This is a genomic window from Collinsella sp. AM36-4AA (assembly GCF_003467795.1).
In the GTDB taxonomy this organism is placed as follows: domain Bacteria; phylum Actinomycetota; class Coriobacteriia; order Coriobacteriales; family Coriobacteriaceae; genus Collinsella.
This window is the reverse complement of sequence record NZ_QSHS01000003.1, coordinates 67,870-91,368: the sequence shown is the minus strand read 5'-3', so window position 1 is coordinate 91,368 and position 23,499 is coordinate 67,870. Positions and strand designations below refer to the sequence as shown.

16 protein-coding genes are annotated in these 23,499 nt (G+C 60.2%); 4 read left to right on the top strand and 12 right to left on the bottom strand.

Translation table 11 applies throughout. The annotated features are described in order from the left end of the window. Nucleotides 1-130: 130 nt before the first annotated feature. On the bottom strand, nt 131-1,918 hold the full coding sequence (gene aspS / locus DW850_RS02220) for an aspartate--tRNA ligase (RefSeq protein WP_117583379.1): 1,788 nt from the start codon (nt 1,916-1,918) through the stop codon (nt 131-133). Nucleotides 1,919-2,174: 256 nt separating this feature from the next. On the opposite strand from aspS, the gene serB reads away from it, so the two are divergent. The 4 genes from serB (at nt 2,175) to DW850_RS02200 (ending at nt 5,180) form a co-directional block, all read left to right on the top strand. Beyond that, entirely contained in the window at nt 2,175-2,810 is a 636-nt protein-coding gene (serB, locus tag DW850_RS02215) for a phosphoserine phosphatase SerB (RefSeq protein ID WP_117583380.1), read from the top strand. 114 nt (nt 2,811-2,924) lie between these two features. Further along, nucleotides 2,925-3,707 (top strand): nickel pincer cofactor biosynthesis protein LarB, encoded by a 783-nt coding sequence (gene larB / locus DW850_RS02210; RefSeq protein ID WP_117583381.1) that lies wholly within the window; start codon nt 2,925-2,927, stop codon nt 3,705-3,707. Between the two features lie 10 nt (nt 3,708-3,717). Continuing rightward, entirely contained in the window at nt 3,718-4,638 is a 921-nt protein-coding gene (locus tag DW850_RS02205; RefSeq protein WP_117583382.1) for a LarC family nickel insertion protein, read from the top strand. Between the two features lie 2 nt (nt 4,639-4,640). Next, entirely contained in the window at nt 4,641-5,180 is a 540-nt protein-coding gene (locus DW850_RS02200; protein WP_117786120.1) for a TetR/AcrR family transcriptional regulator, read from the top strand. Between the two features lie 306 nt (nt 5,181-5,486). Here DW850_RS02200 and larD read toward each other — a convergent pair whose 3' ends face one another. From larD to htpG, 11 genes are all read right to left on the bottom strand, one after another. Beyond that, complete coding sequence (gene larD, locus DW850_RS02195; RefSeq protein ID WP_117583384.1) at nt 5,487-6,218, bottom strand: D/L-lactic acid transporter LarD; 732 nt, start codon at nt 6,216-6,218, stop codon at nt 5,487-5,489. Between the two features lie 49 nt (nt 6,219-6,267). Then, nucleotides 6,268-7,545, bottom strand: coding sequence for a nickel-dependent lactate racemase (gene larA, locus DW850_RS02190; protein ID WP_117583385.1), 1,278 nt, complete (start codon nt 7,543-7,545; stop codon nt 6,268-6,270). A 655-nt stretch (nt 7,546-8,200) separates the two neighbouring features. Continuing rightward, a complete protein-coding gene (locus tag DW850_RS02185; protein WP_370215562.1) occupies nt 8,201-11,014 on the bottom strand; it encodes a phosphoenolpyruvate carboxylase in 2,814 nt (937 codons plus the stop codon). Between the two features lie 257 nt (nt 11,015-11,271). Continuing rightward, entirely contained in the window at nt 11,272-12,585 is a 1,314-nt protein-coding gene (hisS, locus tag DW850_RS02180; RefSeq protein WP_117786118.1) for a histidine--tRNA ligase, read from the bottom strand. 304 nt (nt 12,586-12,889) lie between these two features. Continuing rightward, nucleotides 12,890-13,105 (bottom strand): hypothetical protein, encoded by a 216-nt coding sequence (locus tag DW850_RS02175; protein ID WP_199575485.1) that lies wholly within the window; start codon nt 13,103-13,105, stop codon nt 12,890-12,892. A 10-nt stretch (nt 13,106-13,115) separates the two neighbouring features. Further along, on the bottom strand, nt 13,116-13,298 hold the full coding sequence (locus tag DW850_RS02170; protein WP_089572657.1) for a hypothetical protein: 183 nt from the start codon (nt 13,296-13,298) through the stop codon (nt 13,116-13,118). Between the two features lie 39 nt (nt 13,299-13,337). Next, entirely contained in the window at nt 13,338-14,636 is a 1,299-nt protein-coding gene (locus DW850_RS02165) for a M20 family metallopeptidase (protein WP_199575483.1), read from the bottom strand. Nucleotides 14,637-14,752: 116 nt separating this feature from the next. Further along, entirely contained in the window at nt 14,753-15,736 is a 984-nt protein-coding gene (locus tag DW850_RS02160; RefSeq protein WP_117637368.1) for a DMT family transporter, read from the bottom strand. Between the two features lie 201 nt (nt 15,737-15,937). Further along, nucleotides 15,938-18,127 (bottom strand): YhgE/Pip domain-containing protein, encoded by a 2,190-nt coding sequence (locus DW850_RS02155; protein WP_117786117.1) that lies wholly within the window; start codon nt 18,125-18,127, stop codon nt 15,938-15,940. After that, complete coding sequence (locus DW850_RS02150) at nt 18,128-20,893, bottom strand: YhgE/Pip domain-containing protein (protein ID WP_233540589.1); 2,766 nt, start codon at nt 20,891-20,893, stop codon at nt 18,128-18,130. It lies immediately after the preceding gene. A 447-nt stretch (nt 20,894-21,340) separates the two neighbouring features. Beyond that, entirely contained in the window at nt 21,341-23,365 is a 2,025-nt protein-coding gene (gene htpG / locus DW850_RS02145) for a molecular chaperone HtpG (RefSeq protein ID WP_117786115.1), read from the bottom strand. Nucleotides 23,366-23,499 lie beyond the last annotated feature (134 nt).

Here is a 23,499-nt window from a genome sequence, read left to right as displayed (position 1 = left end):
TTCTGGACGCAGATTCCGGGACGCACTTTCCGCAACGCCCGGTCATCCCATGCCCTCACAATCTCGACGTATAAAAAACGAGGGAAGGCACGTGTCCTTCCCTCGTTACGGGCAATATGTAGCCGCTTGCCTACATCAGGCGCAGGCTGACGTCCTTGAGCTGGGCGCCGGAAACGGCACTCGGGGCGCCCGACATGAGGTCGGAGCCGCTGGCCGTCTTGGGGAACGCCATGACGTCGCGGATGGAGTCGGAGCCGGTGAGCAGCATGCACACGCGGTCCAGGCCCAGGGCGAAGCCGCCCATCGGGGGCGCACCAAACTTGAGAGCCTCCATGAGGAAGCCGAACTGCGACTCGGCGCGCTCCTCGGTAAAGCCCAGGAGCTTGAGCATGGACATCTGCATTTCGGCGTTGTGGATACGCATACCGCCGCCGCCGGCCTCAAAGCCGTCCATGACAAAGTCGTAGGTGCAGGAACCGGCTGCCAGCGGGTCGGCCTCGATCTTGGCGATGTCGGTCTCGGTCGGCAGGGTGAAGGGCTGGTGCTCGGCAGCGTAAGCCTTGCGGTCCTCGTCCCAGTGGAACAGCGGGAAGTTGACGACCCACAAGAAGTCGTGGCCCTCGCGCTTGATCTCGAGCGCGTTAGCCATGTGGGAACGCATGCCGCCCAGGATCTCGTCGGAGAGCAGGCGCGGGCCGGCGGCGAACATCACAAGGTCGCCGGGCTCGACGTCCATGCGCTCGCGCAGGGCAGCCATCTCCTCGTCCGAGAAGAACTTGACGATGGGGCTGTTGATGGAGCCGTCCTCGCGGAAGGCGATCCAGGCAAGGCCCTTGGCGCCAAACGTGGAAGCCACGCCGGCAAGCTTATCGATCTTGGCGCGAGCCCAGGCACCGGCGCCCTTGGCGTTGATGGCCTTGACGACAGAGCCCTCCTCGTTCGCGGCAGTCGCAAAGACCTTGAACTTGGAGTTGGCGAAGATGTCGGTCAGGTCGACCAAGTGCATGCCATAGCGGGTATCGGGCTTGTCGGAGCCATAGGTGTCCATGGCCTCCCAGTAGTTCATGCGACGCAGCGGCGTGGGCATCTCGACACCCATGCGGCCGAAGGCATCGGCAAGAACCTCTTCGAGCGCGCTCATAACGTCGTTCTGGTCCACGAAGGACATCTCGATATCGACCTGGGTGAACTCGGGCTGACGGTCGGCACGCAAGTCCTCGTCGCGGAAGCACTTGGCAACCTGATAGTAGCGCTCGACGCCACCGACCATAAGCAGCTGCTTCAGGAGCTGCGGGGACTGCGGCAGGGCGTAGAAGTTGCCCGGCTGGATGCGGCTGGGGACGATGAAGTCGCGGGCGCCCTCGGGCGTGGACTTGAACAGGGAGGGCGTCTCGACCTCCATGAACTCACGGTTGTGCAGCGCCTCGCGAATGGCAAAGGTAAAGTCGGAGCGCAGCTTGAGGTTGGCCATCATCTCGGGACGACGAAGGTCCAGATAGCGATAGCGCAGGCGGGTGTCCTCGCTGGTCTCGATGCCGTCCTCGATCTGGAACGGCGGGGTGACGGACGTGTTGAGCACCTCGGCGTGGTCGGTCAGGACCTCGATCTCGCCAGTCGCGAGCTTGGTGTTGGTGGTCTCCTCGCCACGGGCGCGCACGACGCCGTGAATCTTGATGGGCCACTCGGGACGCATGGTCTCGGCGATCTTAAAGGCGTCGCCGTCGGAGTGCTCGGGGTCGAAGGTGAGCTGCGTGATGCCCTCACGGTCGCGAAGGTCGCAGAAGATAAGGCCGCCGTGGTCGCGGCGACGGCTCACCCAACCGGTGAGGGTGACCTCTTCGCCCACGTTCTCGAAGCGAAGCTCGCCGCAGGTACGGGTGTGCATGGAATGCTCATCGATGGGACGGGTCTGGCTCATACCAGTGATCCTCCTTTATGGATCTGTGCCGCCCCGTGTCGTTCCGGGCGGCGTCGTACAGATTTGCCCAGCCTGCGTAAACCGCGCAGCCAGACATGGCGTTCTATCTTATCGCACTCGCGTCGATGTGCCGCGAAAAAGTGGCTCCTGCCCAAAGACTTGACGGAGACGAAACAATTGACGCGCCGTGACACCCGCCCGCGCTCGTCACGTGCGACAATGTGCCCCAATACAACTGCACTTGGAAAGGCCCGCCATGACTGCACGCCTCATCGTTATGGATATCGACTCCACGCTCATCAACCAGGAGGTCATCGACCTGTTGGGCGAGGAAGCCGGCGTGGGCAAGCAAGTGGCGCAGATCACCGAGCGCGCCATGCGCGGCGAGCTTGACTTTAAGCAAGCGCTCGAGGAGCGCGTGGGGCTGCTTGCCGGCTTGGACGAGAGCGTGTTCGAGCGCACCTTTGAGCGCGTGACGTTTACCCCCGGCGCGCTGGAGCTTGTGCGCTCGGCGCACAGCAAGGGCTGGAAGGTCGGCGTCGTAAGTGGCGGCTTCCACGAGGTTGCCGACAAGATCGTGGCCGCCGCGGGAATCGACTTTTGCCTGGCCAACCGTCTGGAGGTCGTAGGCGGCAAGCTCACCGGTAAGTTGGCTGCCGACATTGTGACCAAGGAGTCCAAGCTCATCCAGCTGCTGGACTGGGCAGTTGAGTGCGGCGTCGACATGGCCCACACCGTCGCGATCGGCGACGGTGCCAACGACATCCCCATGATTCAGGCCGCGGGCACGGGCATCGCGTTTTGTGCCAAGCCCAAGACGCGCGAGGCCGCCCCGTTTGCCATCGACGAGCGCAATCTGATGCTCGCCATGGACATCATCCTGCGTGACTAGTCGATCCGTCTAACAATTGAATCAGTCTGTCCTATAGTTTCCGAACAATTTTGTCTTAATGTTCGGAAACATACCCTTTGAGTGCTAGACTTTGCGCCGTCGAAGGGAACATATATGGATAAGCGAGATCTTGAGCAGTTACTGAGCGATGTTGCCGGCGGGGCAGTCACCCCGGCCGTCGCCCTCACGCGCATCCAGACGGCTCCGACCGCCGATTTGGGCTTTGCGCAGCTCGATCTTTCGCGCGGGGTGCGCCAGGGAGCCGGCGAGGTTGTCTACGGTGCCGGTAAAACCGCCGATCAGATTGCCGCCATTATCAAAGCGCTGCGCGATGCCGGCCAGGAGCGCATCCTGGTCACGCGCCTGGACGCCAAAAAGGCCGCCCGCACCTCGGAGCTTCTCGGCAACGGCATCGACCTGGGATATGTCCCGGACGCGCAGCTCGCCCTCGTGGGCGGCAAGCCCTCCCCTACCGGCAACGGACGCATCGTTGTCGCCTGCGCCGGCACGAGCGACCTGCCCGTCGCCGAGGAAGCCGCGTTGACGGCCGAGTTCTATGGCAACGAAGTCGATCGCCTTTACGACGTGGGCGTCGCCGGGCTGCACCGCCTGCTTGCGCATGCCGAGGAACTTGCCCAGGCGCAGGTGGTCATCGCCATCGCCGGCATGGAAGGCGCCCTGGCGAGCGTCATCGGCGGCCTGGTGAGTTGCCCGGTCATCGCCGTTCCCACCAGCGTGGGCTACGGCGCGAACTTTGGTGGCGTGGCCGCGCTGCTCGCCATGCTCAACTCCTGCGCCAGCGGCGTCTCGGTCGTCAATATCGACAACGGCTTTGGTGCCGCCTACCAGGCAAGTCTTATCAATCATCTGAGCGCCGGCACGCCCTGCGCCCGCTAAGGAGCATCCCATGTCCAACCATCAGCACACGCTTATCATCGACGGCACCTCGGGCATCAGCGGCGATATGACCGTTGCGGCCCTGCTCGACCTGGATGCCAGTGAGGAGCAGCTGCGCGAACAGCTCGCCACGCTGCCGGTCGATGGCTTTTCGATCGCCGTCACGCGCGTAAACAAGCACGGCATCGACGCCTGCGACTTTGACGTTCAGCTGGCAGAGGAGCTCGAGAACCACGACCACGATATGGCCTGGCTCTACGGCAACGAAGCAGCTGTCGAGCATATGCATGAGCATGAGCACCACCATCATCATGACCATGACGAGCATGAGCACGAGCACACACACGACCATGACCATGAGATCCACGGCCATGGCCACGAGGGGCATCATCACGCCCACCACCATCACCACCGGTCTTTGGCGGACGTCACCGCCATTATCGATGGCTCGCAGCTAAGCGATGGCGCCAAGCGTCGCGCCCTCGCCATCTTTACCGCACTCGCCGCTGCCGAGGCCAAGGCTCACGGCAAAACGCCCGAGACCGTCATGTTCCACGAGGTGGGCGCCATCGACTCCATCGTCGACGTCTGCTCTGTCGCCATCTGCCTCGATGACCTGGGCATTGAGGACATCGTGGTCGAGTCGCTCTCCGAGGGCCACGGAACCATCCGCTGTGCACACGGCCTCATGCCCATTCCCGTCCCCGCTGTCGTCAACCTGTGCCAGGCGGGCAATATCGCTCTCACGCCTGCACCGGTCGCTGGCGAGCTCGTAACGCCCACAGGCGCCGCCATCGTCACCGCCCTGCGTACGTCCGACCAACTGCCCTCACGCTACCGCATCGAAGCTGTCGGCTACGGCGCCGGCAAACGCCCCTACGAGGGTTGCTCCGGCACGCTCCGCTGCCTGCTCGTTCACGCGGACGCATAGCCATGGATGCCCGCAAGGCAAAAAGCCGCGCCGCCATCGTTGCGGCGTTCTCCGAGCTCCTGCGCGAGGAAGATTACGGCAAGATCACCGTCGGCGACATCATCGCTCGCGCTCACGTAGGCCGCGCGACATTCTACGGTCTCTTTAAGAGCAAAGACGACCTACTGTCCGAACTCGTGAGCGACATCTGCACCCACGCTCTTGACGACGATGGCACACCGCTCGACGACCCACTCGTGCAGGTCGAGCATATCCTCAACAATCTCTGGGAACGCCGCCAGGGCGTTCGAGCCCTCGTAGCCGGCGCCGGCTCACGCGTCTTCGCCGACTGTCTCCGCAAGACCATCATGTCGCGCGCAGCCGAAACCGTCCCCGTCGACCCCGCAGGCCCCGCCGGCACCATGGACCGCAGTTTCCTACTACACCACATAGCCTCAAGCTTCGTAGGAATGGTCCAATGGTGGGCCTGGCATAACTTCCAAGCCCCAAAAGAGGACGTAGCCAAAGACTACCTATCAGCCATAAAACCCCTCTTCAACTAAGTAAGAAGCTCATCCCAAAGCACCGCCCCACGCCAAGGCGCCACGCATCCCAAAGTGTCACTCGCACCTCAAAGCGCCTAACAACAAAGTGCCCACCACATCCAAATTCAGATATATATGTTGGTTGCTTGTTCGAACGCAACTGGATTCCCGCAGGGTCCGGCATAGGTTAACTTTCCGCCGCATTCCGCAGGACGCAAAAAGCTCCCGCCGCACGAAGTGCGCAGCGGGAGCTTCTTGCATGTCCGAGGACGCGGCGGAAAGTTAACCTATGCCGGACCCGGACGTTATATCAATTGCCTTGGACTAGAACATGCCCAAGAAACCATGCACAAACAACGCAGCCACGATGGCACCGACAAACGGCGCGATGCCAGGAACAAGCAGACCATACTTCCAGTTGTTGTCAGCCTTGTTCTTAATCGGCAGCACCTGATAAGCAAGGCGGGGACCAAGGTCACGTGCCTGGTTCATAGCGAAGCCGGTGATGCCGCCCATGCCCATGCCAACGGCCCAGACAATCAGGCCGACGCAGATGGCGAGCATCAAAACGTCCTCACCAGCACGGCTAGCAGCAGCAAGGATGGCGCTAATGAACACAAAGGTGCAGATTGCCTCGCAGAAGAAGTTGCGGGCATAGTTCGTACCCTCGGTGGTGGGGTTGGTCGAGAAGATGTTGCGCTGGGCAATGGGATCGACGACACCCTCGGAAGCCTTGAACTCATCGGCATACATAAACCAAGCGATCACGGCACCCACAAAGCCGCCGAGCATATCGGCAAGCATGAAGGGGATGCAGTTGCCCCACGGCACCAGACCGACGATGCACTGGGCAAGCACCATAGCGGGGTTCATGCACACGGCGCCGCCAAAGACAAACAGGCAGACCGAGATGCCAAAAGACCAGGTGGTGATGGCAAACATATGGCCGGAGCCCTGATACTTGGTGCCTTTGAGCACGGTATCGCAGTGCACGCCCACGCCAAAGACGATCATGAGGGCCGTCGCGCCGAATTCGCAGAGGAGTTTGGTAAGCATAAAACCTTATCTTTCTTGTCGGTTATAAACGATTCGTTTAAGCCGCGCACTAGTGCTGCGCGACGACAACACCCAGGCCATCGGGGATGACGGCGACCTTGGCGTCGGCACCCTTCATCTCAAAGGCGAGCTTGAGCGCCTCCTCGAGGGTGTTGACCGGCGTCATGTGCATATCCTTGAGCATCTGGTGATCGCACAGGTCGGTGACCATGATCACGGGGTGATGCGCCAGGATGCGGGCAAAGATCTGGCTCGTCCACTGATCGGGCAGGGTCTCGTCCTTAGGACGATCGATACAGGCGCGCTCAAACTCTGCCGGATCGTTGTCGGCGATGTTGTGATAGAAGCCCTCGCCGCCGTGACCGTCGGCACAACCGGCGACGTCGATGATCACGCCGCCCTCGGGAAGCGTGGCCTCGGCAGCGCACATGCCCTTCACAGCCTGATAGATGTTCTGATCGAGGGGGTAGCCGCCGTTAGTGGTAATGGCGATCTCGCACTCGACGGGCTCAACGCCGGCAAGGCTCTTCACGAACTCGCAGCCAGCCTCGTGCGCCTTGTGGATGTCGCCGGCAAAGGAGCCAATGACCTCGTGCTTGCCGTTGAGCACCACGTTGAGCACAAAGGCAAGGTGAGCCATCTCGGCGGCGGCAAACATGTCCTCGCTCACGTGGTTGTGGCACAGGTTGCCGGCACGCGAGTGGGAATCGTTCACAAACTGACCGTTGTGGTTGTACATGATGGTCTTGTAGCTGGCGATGCCAGGCAGGACGGACTTGCGGCTACCAGAGAAACCGGCAAAGAAGTGCGGCTCAATAAAGCCCTCGGCAAGCAGCAGATCGCAATCGGCCGCAATCTTGTTGATGATGCACTCGCCACCAGAAGGCAGGGTGCCGATCTTTTTCATCATGCTGTCGTCGGTCGCGACATGCATAACGATTTCCTCGTTGGCAACGATGTCCTCGCCATACTTATTGACGAGCTCCTCGTGCGTCGACGGACGGTGCATACCCGTAGCAACCAAAATACGCACACGGGCCTCGGGCGCAGCGGCATGAATGTGATGCAGCAGAATAGGCATCGTCACACGCGAAGGAACGGGACGCGTATGGTCAGAGCTGATAATTACGATATCCTTTTTGCCAGCACAAAGCTCCTCGAGCGAAGGCGAGCCATAAGGGTTGGCAAGCGACTCCTCTACCAGCTCTTCCTGCGATTTTGTAGTCTTAAACTCGTTTTGATGACCTTCCATCACACCCGCGAAGTTCTTGTCCTCGAGCTCCAGATGCAACGTCTTGTGGTCAAACGGTAGTTCACATTCAAACATTGACGAGCGCCCTCTTCCTTTCAACTGACACACTAGTCAAACCGTTGGAAGGATACGCCGCTCACCGAAAAACACCACCGTCCACCGACTCATTAACACAACGTTCATATTTGACCCACAACAAAACAACCGCGATCCCAAACGGGACCGCGGCCGCTACAGTCGTAAGTCAAGAAGCGCCACATGCATCTCAATCCCGATCGATAAGACGCGAGGCGCGAAGCGCGCCTTATTCCCTTCAGCTTTAATCCCAGAAGACCGAGGACGAAGGGACCCGACGGGTTTCCCTCTGAATGCATTCCGCAGCACGAAGCCCCATCAAAGTGCGCGAAGCGCGCTATCTTTCCCCAGCAGTAATCCGCCGAAGACCGGACATCGTAGGGCCCGCCATTAGTTTACTTTTAGGCACACTCCGCAGGACGCAAGAAGCCCTCGCCGCACCCCACATTAAGCGCGAAGCGCGCCATTCTCCCCTCAGCTGTAATCCCCGAAGACCGAGGACGAAGGGACCCGATGGGTTTCCCTCTGAATGCATTCCGCAGCACGAAGCCCCCTTATCCGCAGCTCCGAAGGAGCAGGATAAGGGGGCTTCAAGTGCGAGGACGCATTCAGAGGGAAACCCTTCGGGTCCCGGTGAGAGCCACAGGGCTATCGATTACCCCGTGTTTTGCAATCCTGCCGAGACGCCGGTCACAGTCGAAAGAATCAGGCTCATGTACTCGGCCTTCTTCTCCTCGGCCATCTCGTCCTGGTTCATACGCACCTCGCGAAGGGCGCGGACCTGAGCGATGGACAGGGCGTCGACATAGGGGTTACGCACGCGAACGGCGCAGCCAAGCACGCGACGGCGCTGTAGCGGCCACTCGTCACCGACGATGGCAAGGACCCACTTACGCGTGAGCTGCATCTCGGTGAAGACCTTCTTGGACAGATCCTGGCGATCGCCCAGGTGCAGATACATCTTGGCGATGCGCTGGTCGGTCTTAGCGATCGACATCTCGATGTTGTCGATGAACGTGCGGAAGAACGGCCACTCCTGGTAGGCAGCCTTGAGCTGGTCAAGATCGCCCAGCCGCTCGCAGGCGGTACCCAGACCGTACCAAGCGGCCAGGTTAATGCGAGCCTGGCTCCAGCTGAAAATCCACGGAATGGTACGCAGGTCGTCGAGCGACTTGGCACCCAGACCGCGCTTGGCCGGGCGCGAGCCGATCGGCAGCAGACCGACCTCGGTCAGCGGCGTCACGGTCGAGAACCACGGTGTAAAGTCCTCGGTGTTCAGCAGATCCAGATAGCGCTCGTGGCTTGCAGCGTTGAGCTTCTCGGCCATATCCCAGAACTTCTGCGTGGTCTCGGTGTTGGTCTTCTCGACGCTCGGGGCCGACTGCAAAAGCGTTGCAGCGGCAACGGACTCAACATGGCGCTGAGCCAGCGTGCGGTTACCGTAACGGGCAAAGATGACCTCGCCCTGCTCGGTGAGCTTAAAGAAGCAGTTGACCGAACCCTTGGGCTGCGCCAGCACGGCCTTGTTGGCCGGGCCGCCACCACGGCCCACGGCACCGCCGCGACCGTGCATGAGCACCAGATCGATATCGTTCTTCTCGGCCCACTTGGCAATACGCTCCTGTGCGGAGTGCAGCGCGAGCATAGCCGTGGTAGGACCGGCATCCTTGGAGGAGTCGGAATAGCCCAGCATGACCTCCATGCGACGGTTGGTCTGGGCAAGGCGCTTTTGCACCACGGGCAGCGTAAGCATCTGGTCGAGCACGTCGACGCAGCCCTCGAGGTCCTCGAGCTGCTCGAACAGCGGGATCACGTCGAGCTCGGGGACATCCTCCTCATGCGCAAAGGACAGGTGGGCAAGCTCAAAGACGTCGGCCACATGCTGGGCGCTCTTGGTGAACGAGATGATGTAGCGGTGCGCCATCTTCTTGCCGTAGCGCTTTTGGATGGAACCGATAGCGCGGAAGGTGTCGATGACCTCGCGCGTCATAGGCTGCAGGTCGCCATGGATACCGTTCTCGTGGATATCCTTGAGGGCGCGGGCGTGCACCACGGAGTGCTGACGGAACTCCATCTCGACCATATGGAAGCCGAAGGACTCGACCTGCCAGATGATGGTCTGGACCGGGCCGTAGGCAGCACGGACGGCACCGCAAGCGGCCAGCGAGCGCTGGACGACACGCAGGTCCTCCAGGAACTCATCGGCGCTGTGGTACATGGTATCGGTGATACGGCGCACGGTGGCGTTCAGACGGTCGGCCATGACGAGCATGACGGCGCGATGCGGCTCGTGCTCGGAAATCAGCTCGGCGCGAGCCGTGTACTGAGCGCTCATCTCGACCTGATGGTTCCACAGGTTCATGAGCTCTGCCGACGGCTTGCTGTAGGCGGCCTCGAGCGTAAGGTTGCGGCCGATGCGGCGGCACTTGTCCTCGAGCTTGAGCACCATGTGCGTGAAGTACTTGGCGGCGACCTCGCGGCTCACCTTGGCGGTAACGTTGGGGTTGCCGTCGCGGTCGGAACCGATCCAGCTGCCGGGATGGAAGAACGCCGGGCACAGCGGCGGCACGGTACCGGCCTTGTCGCCCAGCACCCAGTCGTCAAAACGACGGTAGATGACGGGGATCACATCGAACAGTGTGTTATCGAAGATGTCGATGATGGTATCGGCTTCCTCGACCGGCGTGGGCTTCTTGAGCGCGATGGGGCTCGTACGCACCAGAGCGTCGATCTCCTGCAGCATATGGCGCTCGTTCTCCACCAGGTCGGAGCCGCCCAGGCGCGGACGCTCCTCCAGCAGGTTGGAGATACGGCGAATCTTGCCCTCGACGGCCTTACGACGGGCCTCGGTGGGATGTGCGGTAAAGACAGGGTGGAACTCGAGCTTGCCGAGCAGCTCGTTGGCGCCCTCGACACCCATCTCGTTTACCAACTGGTGATAGGCGACGGTGAGCTCGTTGGCGGGATCGACCTCGGTATCGGTCGATGCGCCGGCCTCGCGCTCGCGCAGCTGCGCCACACGGTAGTTCTCCTCCGACAGGTTTGCCAGGTGGAAGAAGCTCGTAAAGGCGCGAACGATGACCTGCTGCTTATCGAGCGGCAGACTGTCGATCAGATCGACGACCTCACGGAATGCCACGGCGGTGGGCTCGTCGGCGGTGGGCACGCCCTGCTCGTCGACGGCCTCGTCGGCAGCACGGGCGCCGGGGTTTCCGGCATTGGCCACAATCTCGGCCGTCAGGATCTTGTCGAACAGGTCCGCGATCTCGGGATCATACTCGCTAAGCACACGGCGCTCCAGGCGCAGGAACAGCGCCAAGTTGTCGCGCAGCTCCTCGGGGATCTCGATCTCGGCGAGACGCTCCCTGGACTCGGCATTCGAGCCGATTCGGTTAACGAGGCGGTTGACCACGGCAGCGACGCGCGCCGCGGCTTCGGGTACAGACTGGTTGCTTAGGTTCTCAGCCACGTTTCCTCCCATTCCTCCTTCTATGCACGTAACATGCGGTATTCATTATAGGCGCTTGCGAAATACTTTCGACACTGATTGCGCTTTACCACACAAAAGTATTTTCTGCATTGCAAGGGTTTTTGCTCTAAATGGTCGTATTTCTCGGTGGACGGCATACACAAACGGGGGCATTCCGCATAAATGCGAAACACCCCCGTAACAATCGCTCGCAATGGACGAGACACTCAAGCGGACCCGCAGCTCAAAATGATGCGCTACAGGCGCTCGCGAACCGCCTCGACGACGTTGGCCAGATCGGCAAGGACCTCTTCATGGCTCTCCATGTCGCGCACCTTGACCTTGCCGGCGGCAAGCTCGTCGCCACCCAGGACCAAAATGAGCTTGGCGCCAACCTTGTCGGCCTGCTTAAACTGAGCTTTGAGCGAACGACCCTGGTAGTCGGCCTCGGTCACGATGCCAGCGGCGCGAAGCTCCTGCGTGATGGCAAAGACGTTCTGGCGCAGCTCCTTGCCGGCGTTGGCGACGTAGACGCACGGGGCCTCCTCGGCACCCAAGTCGTTACCAAAGGCCTGCAGGGCCAGCAGGGCGCGCTCAAAACCGACAGCGAAGCCGACGCCCGCCGTGGGCTTGCCACCCTCGAGCTCGACCAGACCGTCATAGCGACCGCCGCCACCAATGGAGCCGACACCGGCGCCGGGAGCCTCGACCTCAAAGACGGTACGGGTGTAGTAGTCCAGACCACGCACCAGTGTGGGATCCTCGACATACTCGATACCGGCGGCATCCAGATAGCGCTTGACCTGCTCGTAGTGCTCGCGGCACTCGTCGCACAGGTTGTCGCCCATCAGCGGTGCGTCGGCCATGATCTCGCGGCAGTGGTCGTTCTTGCAGTCGAAGGCACGCAGCGGATTGAGCTCGGCGCGCTCGCGGCACTCGTCGCACATCTCGTCGGCGTGATCGAGGATAAACTGCTTGACCTGCTCGCGATAGGCCGGACGGCATTGGGCATCGCCCATCGAGTTAATGAGCAGACGGAGCTTGGAAAGATCGAAACCAAGGCGCTTGTAGAACTCCATGAGCATGATGATGCACTCGGCGTCTGCTGCCGGATCGGGAGCGCCGAGCCACTCGATGCCCACCTGGTGGAACTGGCGCAGGCGACCCTTCTGGGGACGCTCGCCACGGAACATGGCCTCGGCGTAGTACGCCTTAAACGGCGTGGAGCCCTGGGGCACCAGGTTGTTCTCCACGACGGCGCGCACCACACCGGCCGTGCCCTCGGGACGAAGCGCCAGGCGCTGCTTGGGCTTGAGCTTGCTATCGGTGCCCTCAGCAAAGACGCGCTCCAGGTTGGCGCCGCTAAAGACGCGGAACATCTCCTTGCGCACGACGTCGGTCGACTGGCCGATGCCGTGGACAAACACGTCCACCTGCTCGATGGCGGGCGTCTCGATGGGCTTAAAGCCAAACGGCTCGAACACGCCGGCAGCGATCTGCTGCATCTTTTGCCAGGCGCGCATCTCAGCGCCGATAAGGTCGCGGGTTCCCTCCGCCTTCTGTGCCTGCATGGGCAAACACCTTTCTTTTGTATCGCGTCATAGGTAGTGGTCATTATACGGCACAAACACAAACAGCGGCGGTGCATCTGACCGAACGAGGGTATGGGGGCTCGTTCGGCCAGATGCGCCGCCGCGGCAGCCGATCCGCTTTCCTCCGACCCCTTTGGGTCACATGATCTGCTGGGGACGGAGGAAAACGGATCATTTCGTAGGCCCGTGGCCGCCTTGGAAACCGAATGATGGTACGAGCATCCATTCGGCTTCCAGGGCGGCCACGAACAGAACGGGGCAAACAGAAAAGAGCGACTGACGTCTACTCCCCCGCCACGCTCGCGCGCAGCTTGGCGGCGATGGGCTCAGACGCCAGCAAGAACGCCAGCATGACCACGGAGCACGCCAGGCACACAATCCAGATGCTCGCAAAGGAGCCCGTGGCATCGAACAGCACGCCCGAGACGATGGCGCCCACGGTGCCGCCGACCATCTCGAGCGAGGTAATGGTGCCCGTGACCTTACCGAGGTCGGCCATGCCAAACTGCTTAGACGCAGCGATCGTGGGCGTTGGAGATGTTGTACTGCGCAAGAGATATCCCCAAGTCGCTGACGATGAGCGGCTGGAACAGGCTCATGCAGTTGACGAAAATGGTGTAGCACGTGGCCATGATCACAAAGCCGGAGGCCACCACGAGCCAGCCGGGGAAGAACTTACGTTGCTGAGACATACTGTTCCTTTTTAAGCAAACGAGTAGCAAGATTGGGTGCTACCGGTGGTCGGCGATGTAGCCCAAAGCGACGGCAGCATAAGCCGCGGCGCCAAGGGGAAGCTCGGCATCGCTAAAACGTGCCTTGGGATGATGCTGAGCAAAATGCTCGTCCGTATCAGTCACGGCAGCGCCCACGGTAAAGTACGCACTCGGGATCTCGCTCGAGATCAACGCGAAGTCCTCGCTCGCCATGGCGTGGAACAGCGGCAGGAAGGCAGCCTTGGGCAGCACCGCGCCCACGTAGCCAAGCGACGCCTGCGTCATGCCGTCGTCGAGTACCAGCGGCGGAACATCCGAGAGCGTCTCGATAGTCGCCGGCGTGCGATACGTTGCGGCAACGCCGTTGACGACCTCCGCGATGCGGGTCTTAAGATGTTCCATGAGCTCGACATCGAAGCCGCGCAACGTTCCCTCGAGCACGCAGGTGTCGGGGATGACGTTGGCCGCCAAGCCGCCAGCGAACTTACCCACGGTAAGCGCGACCTCCTTGGCCGCCGGCACCTCACGGGAGATAAGCTCCTGAAGCGCCAGGTGCACATGCACGCCGGCCGTAATGGGGTCGATGCAAATCTCGGGGCTGGACCCGTGGCCACCCTTGCCCTGCAGCGTGATGCGGAAACCGTACACACCCGAGAGCGCCGGACTCCCATAGAGCACCAGGCCAAGCGGCGATTGGCTGTTAACGTGCATGGCAAAGGCAGCCTGGGGACGCGGGTTCTCGAGCAAGCCGTCGGCGATGGCAGCGCGTGCGCCCTCAAAGGTCTCCTCACCCGGCTGGAACAGCAGTTTGACGGTGGCATTGGCATCGACAAGCTCGGCCTCGCGAGCCTTGAGCAGACGCGCCGCGCCAAGCAGCGCCGTCGCATGCATATCGTGGCCGCAAGCATGCATGCAGCCGTTCGTAGAGGCGAAAGGCTCGCCTGACTCTTCAGCAACAGGCAGGGCATCCATGTCGCCACGGAGCATGATGACCGTACCGGCCTGTTTGTCCGTGCACGTACCGTTACCCCGAGCAGCAGCTGCCGCGCCGGCACCGATTAGGCCAACGACACAGGTGCCGTCAACAAGCACGGCATAGGGAATATCCATCTCGTCCAGACGCGCCTGGATAAAGGCGGACGTCTGCGGAAGGTTGTTACCGAGCTCAGGCGTTTGATGGAGATCATGGCGCCATGCGGCAAGCTCGTTGGCAAACGCCTGAGCTTCTGCAACAAGACCGTCACCGATAGCGGCCTGCGCCGCCGCGGTGGCCTTGGGCGCTGATTGCGGTTGAAGATCGGACTGAGCTGGTGCCATAAATGCCCTCCAGTAACGTTTTTGCAGTAAGCACTTTGATAGCGTAAAGCGCAAGGTACAACTTTAAGGGCGAGGCATAAAAAATGCCGCCCCAGGAGGGCGGCGCAACAAGTTGTTTACAATTGCGGGCGCGGCTTTCGACGCAAAAAATCGAAGTGAGTCTCGCTCAAGATAATCGACAGGAAGATAAGCACAAAGCCGGCGAGCAGGCGCGAGGTGAGCGCCTCCCCCATCAGCAGCACCGAAAACAACACGCCCGAAGGCGACTCCATCGAAAGGAGCAGCGAGCCCGTCGAAGCCGGGACATGCGCCAGGCCGACGTTTTGGATGAGCAGAGCCACGCATGTGCAGCCCACCGAGAGAAACGCCATCACACAGATAAAATTCGGCGTCCACACGGACAGAGGCGCCTGGGTCTCGAATAGCAGCGACGAGATCAGGCTCAGCACGCCATTGCCCACAAACATCCAAAACGTGATGACGTTGATGTCCATTTTGCGACCGTACTTGGCGGTCACCGCCATCTGGATGGCGAAGAAAACCGCGCCGCCCAGCGTAATGGCATCGCCGATGTTGAACTCGACGCTATCAAGCGCCACCAGGCCAATGCCCGCCAAGCACAGCAGTGCCGCGCCCAGATTATAGCGGGTGAGTTTTTCGCCGCTCAGAAAATAGCTCGCAAAGGGCACGAGGATGCAGTACGTACCCGTCAAAAACGCGTTCTTGCCCGCCGTGGTGTGCGCCAGACCGACCGTCTGCAGGACGTAGGCGGCCCACATAAGTGTGCCCATTCCAAGTCCGACGATAAGATTGCGGGCGTTGAGGTGCGCGATGATGCGCTTGTGGAAGATGACAAACATGACCAACGCCGCAGGCAGAAAGCGCACGTAGAGCAGTTCAAACACCGGAATGGTGTCGAGCGCGTCCTTCATAGTGGTAAAGGAGTAACCCCAGATAATCGCCACCGAAAGCAGTAGAACTTTCCAGAACAACGGCGAACGAGCACCGGCACCACGGGAGGTGCCGCCCGCACCCAGGTCCTCGCGAGCCACAGGGCCATCGGGCATCATTTCGATATTGTCAGTGACATGCTGGGGCATAGGGCATCCTCGCGCTCAATCTGGGCGTGGTGTCCGCACGCGCGTGACCGCATGCCGCCTCATGGTCAAATAAAAACAGGGCGCACCGGACCCCCGGCACGCCCCGCTACTGTAGCAACAACCAAGCAGCCCATGCAATTCACTCAACTAAAGCGTCGGAACAGAAATCCTCGATGTTCCGACAGCGTTTACGTTGCTGTATTAAATCAATTTGGTCGACTCCAGCTTTTCGATAATCCAGTCGTTGGCTTTGATGACCGGACGGCGGAAGACGACGCCCAGGGCCAGCGACGGAATCAGATAGCTCGCCAGAATACCCAGCTCAACCCAGTACTCCATATGGTAGGCGCCAGCCATGGCGGCATGCATGGCGTTGATGCCGTGGGTGAACGGCAGGAACGGATAGATCGCCTGGAACACAGGGCCGGTCATCTCGATGGGGAACGTACCGCCCGAACCGCCGACCTGCATAACCAACAGCACGACGGCGAGCGCCTTGCCGATATCGCCAAACGAAACCGTAAGCGTGTAGACGATATTGGAGAACACGAGACTCGCGACCCAACCCGCCAGCACAAATTGCAGCGGGTTGTCGCACTGAATGCCAAAGAACAGGATGTCGCCCGCGCACACGAGTGTCGCCTGCAGCAGGGCCAGACCTCCAAAGAACAGGTAGCGGCCCAGGTAGATCTCGTGCAGGCGCACGGGGATCAGCTCGTTGATGAGCTCGTCGTCGACCGAGACCTTCATCATGGCCGCCAGTACGATCGAGCCGACCCAGAGCGACAGAATCGTATAGAACGGCGCCATGGCCGAACCGTAGTTGCGGATCGGATAGACCGGCTTGCGGTCGAGCGCAACGGGGCCGGAAAGCGACACGGCCAGGCCCTCGGGGTCGTTGCCGATCATCGTCTTGATCGTCGCCAGGTCACCCGACATCAGGGCGCCGTCGAGCTCGTCCTTGAACGCGCTGATCTTGTCCGACGCCTCGCCCAGCTGATCGGAAGCCTTGTTGACCAGCTTTGCGGCCTTGGAGAGACCCTTTGCCAGCGAACCGGATGCGTCGGTCAGGCCGGCAACAGCGCTATCCAGGTCGCCCGAGATGCCGTCGAGCGAATCCAGAACGCCCGAAATAGTTTTCTTGAGCTCCTTGGCCTTGACCGAGAACGTGGAATCGTAGTCGGACTTAGCGCCCGAGATGCCCGCCTTGGCATCGGCGATGGCCTGGTCGACCTCGGCACGCGTGCTGTTGACCTCTGCCATGCTGTCGGAAAGGGACTTTGCGGTTGCCCTCAGGTCGTTGGCATTGTTACGATACTCCGTCGCGATCCTGCCCAGCGATGTAGCCACAGACTTGAGGCTGTCCTGGAGCTTTTCGTCACTCACCTGATCGGCAAAGCTGCGGAGCTGGTCGGCCGTGTCGTCGATTTCCTTGGCGCGCGATTCGAGTGCCGACGCGGCTTCGTTGAGCTGGGTCACCGTAACGTTGACATGCTGGTTTGCGGCGTCGAAAGCCTTCGCGAGCTCGGCGGACACGTTGTCAAACGAGCCCGCACTTCCGTCAATCGCGGCGTTGATGGCGTCGTTGGCGGCCTTGAGTGCTTCCTTGGAATCACTAATGCCGCTCTCGGCGTGCTCCATCAACTGCTTGGTAGATTCATCGACCTTACCCGTCTGCTGGAGCATACCGCTCGCCGACGTCAACGAATCGGAGGTCGAGCTCAAAATGCCCGCCAGCGAAGTCGCGTTGGCTTGAACGTCCTGCAGGTCCTCGACCGAATCGCCCAGTGTCGAGGACAGGTTGGCGATAAAGCTGCTGACCTGATCGGTGCTCATGTAATCGAGCAGGCTGGACACGGTCTTAAGGCCGATGGTCGTGATGGTCTTGGTAAAGGTCTCATTCACCTGGCTCTGGACGGCGCTCGAACCCTTTTCGGTCACGATCTGGGCGATGGCGTTAGCCTTCTGGTTTTCGTAGAACTCGATGTCGGCGTGCTTCACGTTGGTCGAGAAAAGCGTCATCATGTCGGCGCTAAACGTCTTGGGGATAACGACGGCGGCATAGTATGTGCCCGACTTAACGCCCTCAATCGCCTTATCGCGGTCGTTGAGGACAACCCAGTCAAAGTTCTCGTTACCGCGCAGGGTCGCCGTCACGTTTTCGCCCACGTTGATCTCGACGGGAATCAGGTCGCTCTCGTAGCCCTCATCGGTGTTGACCACTGCAATCTTAAGGTTGCCGGTATTGCCGTACGGATCCCAGCTGCCGGCGATGTTAAACCACGCGTACAGGCACGGCACGATAATGAGGCCCATCACGACGACCATGCCGATCACGGAGCGAGACACGTTTTGGACATCACGCTTAAACAGGTGCAGGATGTTCTTCATTTATGCCTCACCTCCTTTAGAGTGCTTGCCAAGCAGGGTGGTATCTCCATCATTTGTAGCTGTGCTGTCGCTGCCCTGAGATTTACGATGCGCACCAATATGCGGCAGACGGCTCGTGGGCTGTTCGCTGTCCTTGGTGCCCCGCTCGCTGGCGTTGAGACCAAACATGCGACGGGCGGCAGGGATGGCAGCCGTGTGCTCGCGCATCTCGCGGCGCAAGTCCTCGTCCGAAAGCGCCGAGATGCGCATCTGGGTGTTGAGGCTTGCACGGATGTACTCGATGTTGATGAGCCAGCCGCAGATGGCAATGACCGAGATAATCCAGATAACGAGCAGGATGATCTTGCCGTTATTGTCGATATCGAGCACCGTCGAAAGCACAAAGAGCAGAACCTGCACGCCTACCACGGCGGCAAAACCGCCCTTGATGTAGTACGGGTAGCGATGCTCAAACGCCACGGCATGATCGAGCAGCTCGCGACGGTACGAATCCGAATCGAGCATGACGCGCATGGCCGTGCGCAGCGAATAGCGCTGGCGCGGTAGGTCGTTGGACTCGCAGATCATGAGGCCCGTCGTGGAAAGCTGCTTATCAAAGAGCAGATTGAGGTTGAGCAGCAACGGGCGCAGCTGCAGACCGATAAAGAGCGCGATGGCAAGGAACACGCCCAGGATGCACAGGTTGAACAGGTAGTTGAACGAATACATGCCACCGACGGTCTCGCGCAGCAGGTTGATGCCATAAGTGAAGGGCAGCAGCGGATGCAGCCATTGGAAGAAGCCGGGCATCATCTCGATGGGATACATGCCCGACGAGCCGGGGATCTGCACAATGACGAGGATGACGCCAATGGCTTTACCGATATGCTTAAACGTGGTGGACAGCGCATAGATGATGTTGACGTAGGTGAACGAAATAGCGATGCCGCCCAGTACAAAGAGCAGCGGATTGACGCACTGAACGCCAATGACCAGGTCGCCCACCGTAACGATAATGGCCTGGAACGCGCCCAGGATCACCAGCAGCAGCCAGCGGCCAAAGTAGCCCTGACGCGCCGTAAAGCTACCGATGCCCTCGCGGTCGACCTCGAGTTTATAGATAGCGATGAGCACATAGCCGCCTACCCACAGCGCCAGATTGGTGTAGAAGGGCGCGATGCCCGAGCCAAAGCTCTTGACCGGATAGATTGACTTGGACGTCAGCTCAACCGGAGATGCCATGAAATCTGCCACGTCATTGACGTCGACGTCCATGAGGTCGGCTAACTCGCCCATAGACTCAGAGGTCCGCAGCGCCGCAATGTCATTGGCGGCGGTCGCGAGCTTGTCCTGAACCTTGGCAAGGGAGGCGTCGGTTTGGGATAGCGTGGTCTTTGCCTGCTTGAGCGTGGCGTCGAGCTGCGCCAGCGTGCCGCGCGCGCTCGCTATCGTGGGGGTCATACCCGACACAATGCCGGTCAAATCGCCCGAAACGGCGGCAAAGGAATCAAGCGCGCTCGAAGCCTTCGGAAGTGCGTTCTGACCCAGATCGGTCTGAGCCTGACCGAGGTTAGCCGTACCGGTCTGAATTGCCGCGTTGAGTGCGTTGCTCGCGTTCGAGATTGCCGTAGCGTCGTTTGCCATGGCGCTCGACTGTGCAGAAAGGCCATCCTTGATGCTCTGCAGCTTCTGGTTTTGCTCGCGAAGCGAATCGATGGTCGATACAATGCGCGCGTCAATTTCCTCGGAACCTGTCGACGTGTCATTAACGAGAATCTCCAAGTGCCCGATAACGGCCTTATTGTGATCGATCGTCGCCTGGAGAGACTCGAGCGAGTTGTCGATGCGGGTGGTCGTAGATGTGACCGTACCCGTTAGCTTGCCAATCGCAGCGTTCGCGGAGGCTGACGTCTTGGTGAGTGCAAGGCTACCTTCCGAGAGTGCCTTGGAGAGCGAGGTGATAGAGTTGCCCGCCGTGGCGCGAGCCTCGCCCAGCAGGTCGTTGCCCTGGGAGATTGCCTGCGTCAGCGACGGTGCCTGACCTTGCAAGCCGGCAAGCGCCGCATCAGCCGAGGCGATAGCGCCACTCGTCTTATCGATGGCGGCATTCATATCGCCAATCGAATCGCGCACCTCACCCAAGGTGTCGGATGCCTCGGACACCGAACTTGTCAGCGAGTCCTGAGTCTGGGTTGCCTTGTCCTTTAAATCGACACCGGCATCCTTGGCGATACTGGCAACAGTCTCGCCCACCGTGGAGACAAACTCCGAGTTGATCTGCTCCTCGATGGTGTTGGCACCGGTATCGGTGACCTTGGGCGCAATGGCGCTCTTTTTCTCGTTGACGTAATAGGTGAGCTTCGGCTGATGGTAGTTGCCGTCGAGCATCGAGACCAGATTGTCGGAGAAGTTCTTGGGGATTACGATCGCCGCGTAGTATTCCCCGCTCTCGACGCCCTCTTTGGCATCGGCGGCCGAATCGACGAAGGTCCAGCCCAGCTGATCGTTTTCCTTGAGCCGATCGACCACCTTATCGCCCGCATTGAGCTCGCCCACTAGGTCGTTCTGGGTGCCCTGATCGTTGTTGGCGATGGCGATTTTAATGCCCTGGGTATTTCCGTACGGATCCCAGTTGGCAACGATGTTGTACCAGGCATACAGCGAGGGAATGACGCACACGCCCAAGGTAACCACCAGGGCGACGGGGTTCATAAGCAGTCGCTTAATGTCGCGCTTAAATATCGCAAAGGAGACCTTTGCGTTGGATAGTTTGCTGCCGAGACTCACGCTTGGACCATCCATCCTGTCGTTGAATCGAATCGTACTATCGACAACCATTGTACGTAGGCGCTTTAGTGCCTCGCGGCACAATGGTGCTGAGTTTTGCGGGTAGCAATATACTACGAAGATGAGTTAGTGTACAGTTGTACAGTATCTTTAATATCAGCAGGTCACAAAACCACAGCCCGCACAAATTAGCAGTCCGAATAAATAGTCATTGGGGACGTTCTTAAACGACTACTCAAACAAGAACGTCCCCGATGACTACTTAGGGCCACGAAAGCGTCGCAGGTTGAGCATAAGTCAGCGAAAACGCCCCTAAGCGAGCAAGGTGACGTGAAAGAGGAGGGAAGCGTTTTGGTACGCGGCCGACGATTGAACGTCAGATTGCCGCTTAGGGGCGTTTGCAGCGTCGAGTAGTTACGCGGTTCGTAGAACCGCGTAACTACCCAATTACATAAGCTCGCAGACAGCTGCTGCGAAGGCAACGGGGTCCTCGGGGAGGATGCCCTCGACCAGCAGGGCCTGATCGTAGAGCAAGCCGGAGTACTGCTTGATCTTATCGGCGTCGCCTGCCTTCTGGGCAGCGACAAGCTTGTCAAAGACCGGGTGCTTGGCGTTGAGCTCGAGCACGCGCTGGCTCTTGGGCATGCCGTCGGGCGCGCCCTCGGGCCCCTTCTGGAGCACCTTCTCCATCTCGAGCGAAAGCGGACCCTCGGTGGTGATGCAGGCGGGAGCGTCAGTCAGACGCGCAGAGACGGCGACCTTCTCGACCTTGTCGCCGAGCGCCTCCTTCATGGCGTTAAAGAGATCCTCGTTCTCCTTGGTGGCGTCCTCGGCCTCCTTCTTCTCGTCATCGGTCGCCATGTCAAGATCGCCGGTCGCGACGTTCTTAAGCTCCAGGTGACGATCCTCGACCTCGGGCTCGGCACCATCGGCAACTGCCTTCTCGGCAGCCTCGCGGGCAGCATCGTCCTCGTAGATCTTGGGCATATCGGCGGCAACGTACTCACGCATAGCCTGGAACGTGAACTCATCCACATCCTGCGTCAGCAGCAGCACGTCATAGCCGCGGTCGAGCACGCCCTTTACCACGGGCATCTTGGCCAAGCGCTCACGCGAGTCGCCGGCGGCGTAGTAGATGGCCTTCTGATCCTCAGGCATGCCCTTGGCATACTCGGCCAGGGTAATCATCTTCTGTTCCTTGGCAGACCAGAACAGCAACAGGTCGGCGAGCTCATCGGCCTTCATGCCATAGCTCGAGTAGATGCCGTACTTAAGACCGCGGCCAAAGTTCTCAAAGAACTTCTCGTAGGCCTCGCGGTCGTTGTCACGCATATCCTCAAGGTCGGCGGTAATCTTCTTTTCCACACGCTTGGCGATGGCCTTGAGCTGACGGTTCTGCTGCAGCGTCTCGCGCGAGATGTTGAGCGACACGTCGGCGGAATCCACGACGCCGCGGACAAAGTTGTAGTAGTCGGGCAGCAGGTCGTCGCACTTCTCCATGATCAGGACGTTGGAGCTGTAGAGCGCCAGACCCTTCTCGTAGTCCTTGCTGTACAGATCGAACGGCGCGCGTCCCGGCACAAACAGCAGGGCATCGTACTCGAGCGTGCCCTCGGCGTGGAAGCTGATGGTGCGCGCAGGATCGTCAAAGTCGTGGAACGTGGACTTGTAGAACTCGTCGTAGTCCTTCTGCTCGACATCGGAGCTGTGCTTCTTCCAGATCGGTGTCATGGAATTGACGGTCTCGAGCTCCTGGTAGTCCTCGTACTCGGGCTTGTAATCGTCGCCGGCGTCCTCGGGCTTGGGTTTCTGGCGGCTCTTGGACACCATCATCTGGATCGGGTAACGCACATAGTTACTGTACTGCTGAATCAGGCTCTTGAGACCCCACTCGGTCAGGAAGCGATCGTAGGTCTCGGCCTCGCCGTCGGCATCGAGCTTCTCGTTCTCGCGCAGCGTCAGGATGACATCGGTACCGTGCTCGGCGCGCTCGCCGTCCTCGATGGTGTAGCCCTCAAGACCGTCGGACTCCCACACATGGGCGACATCCTCGCCGTAGGCGCGGCTGACGACCTTCACATGGCTGGCGACCATAAAAGCCGAGTAGAAGCCCACGCCAAACTGACCGATGATGTCGACATCGGAGCCCTGCTGCTCGGCGTTCTCGGTCTTAAACTCCTCGGAGCCGGAATGGGCGATGGTGCCCAGATTGCGCTCCAGCTCCTCGGCGGTCATGCCAATGCCGTTATCCGAGATGGTAATGGTGCGGGCGTCTTTATCAAAGGAGACGCGAATGGCCAGGTCGCCCTGGTCGATCTTGACGCTCGGGTCCTGCAGGCTCTTAAAGTTGAGCTTGTCGACGGCGTCGCTCGCGTTAGAGATAAGCTCGCGCAGGAAGATTTCCTTATTGGTGTAGATGGAGTTGATCATGAGGTCGAGCAGTTTTTTGCTCTCGGTCTTAAATTGACGCATGTGCAGTCCTTTCGCGCTACCCCCGTCCGCAAAAACGGCCCGGTTGCCCGAGCCGCATCGCAGACCTGCTATGTTCAGACTTAGATTTTATAACCCAATAGCGCGCATATATACATACGGAATCGAAAAACTGT

Coding starts and splice junctions, on each gene's coding strand:
- htpG (WP_117786115.1), bottom strand. CDS start 23,365: ATGCGTCAATTTAAGACCGAGAGCAAAAAACTGCTCGACCTCATGATC.
- larD (WP_117583384.1), bottom strand. CDS start 6,218: ATGCTTACCAAACTCCTCTGCGAATTCGGCGCGACGGCCCTCATGATC.
- aspS (WP_117583379.1), bottom strand. CDS start 1,918: ATGAGCCAGACCCGTCCCATCGATGAGCATTCCATGCACACCCGTACC.
- DW850_RS02165 (WP_199575483.1), bottom strand. CDS start 14,636: ATGGCACCAGCTCAGTCCGATCTTCAACCGCAATCAGCGCCCAAGGCC.
- DW850_RS02155 (WP_117786117.1), bottom strand. CDS start 18,127: ATGAAGAACATCCTGCACCTGTTTAAGCGTGATGTCCAAAACGTGTCT.
- serB (WP_117583380.1), top strand. CDS start 2,175: ATGACTGCACGCCTCATCGTTATGGATATCGACTCCACGCTCATCAAC.
- DW850_RS02170 (WP_089572657.1), bottom strand. CDS start 13,298: ATGTCTCAGCAACGTAAGTTCTTCCCCGGCTGGCTCGTGGTGGCCTCC.
- DW850_RS02200 (WP_117786120.1), top strand. CDS start 4,641: ATGGATGCCCGCAAGGCAAAAAGCCGCGCCGCCATCGTTGCGGCGTTC.
- larA (WP_117583385.1), bottom strand. CDS start 7,545: ATGTTTGAATGTGAACTACCGTTTGACCACAAGACGTTGCATCTGGAG.
- hisS (WP_117786118.1), bottom strand. CDS start 12,585: ATGCAGGCACAGAAGGCGGAGGGAACCCGCGACCTTATCGGCGCTGAG.
- DW850_RS02175 (WP_199575485.1), bottom strand. CDS start 13,105: ATGGCCGACCTCGGTAAGGTCACGGGCACCATTACCTCGCTCGAGATG.
- larB (WP_117583381.1), top strand. CDS start 2,925: ATGGATAAGCGAGATCTTGAGCAGTTACTGAGCGATGTTGCCGGCGGG.
- DW850_RS02160 (WP_117637368.1), bottom strand. CDS start 15,736: ATGCCCCAGCATGTCACTGACAATATCGAAATGATGCCCGATGGCCCT.
- DW850_RS02205 (WP_117583382.1), top strand. CDS start 3,718: ATGTCCAACCATCAGCACACGCTTATCATCGACGGCACCTCGGGCATC.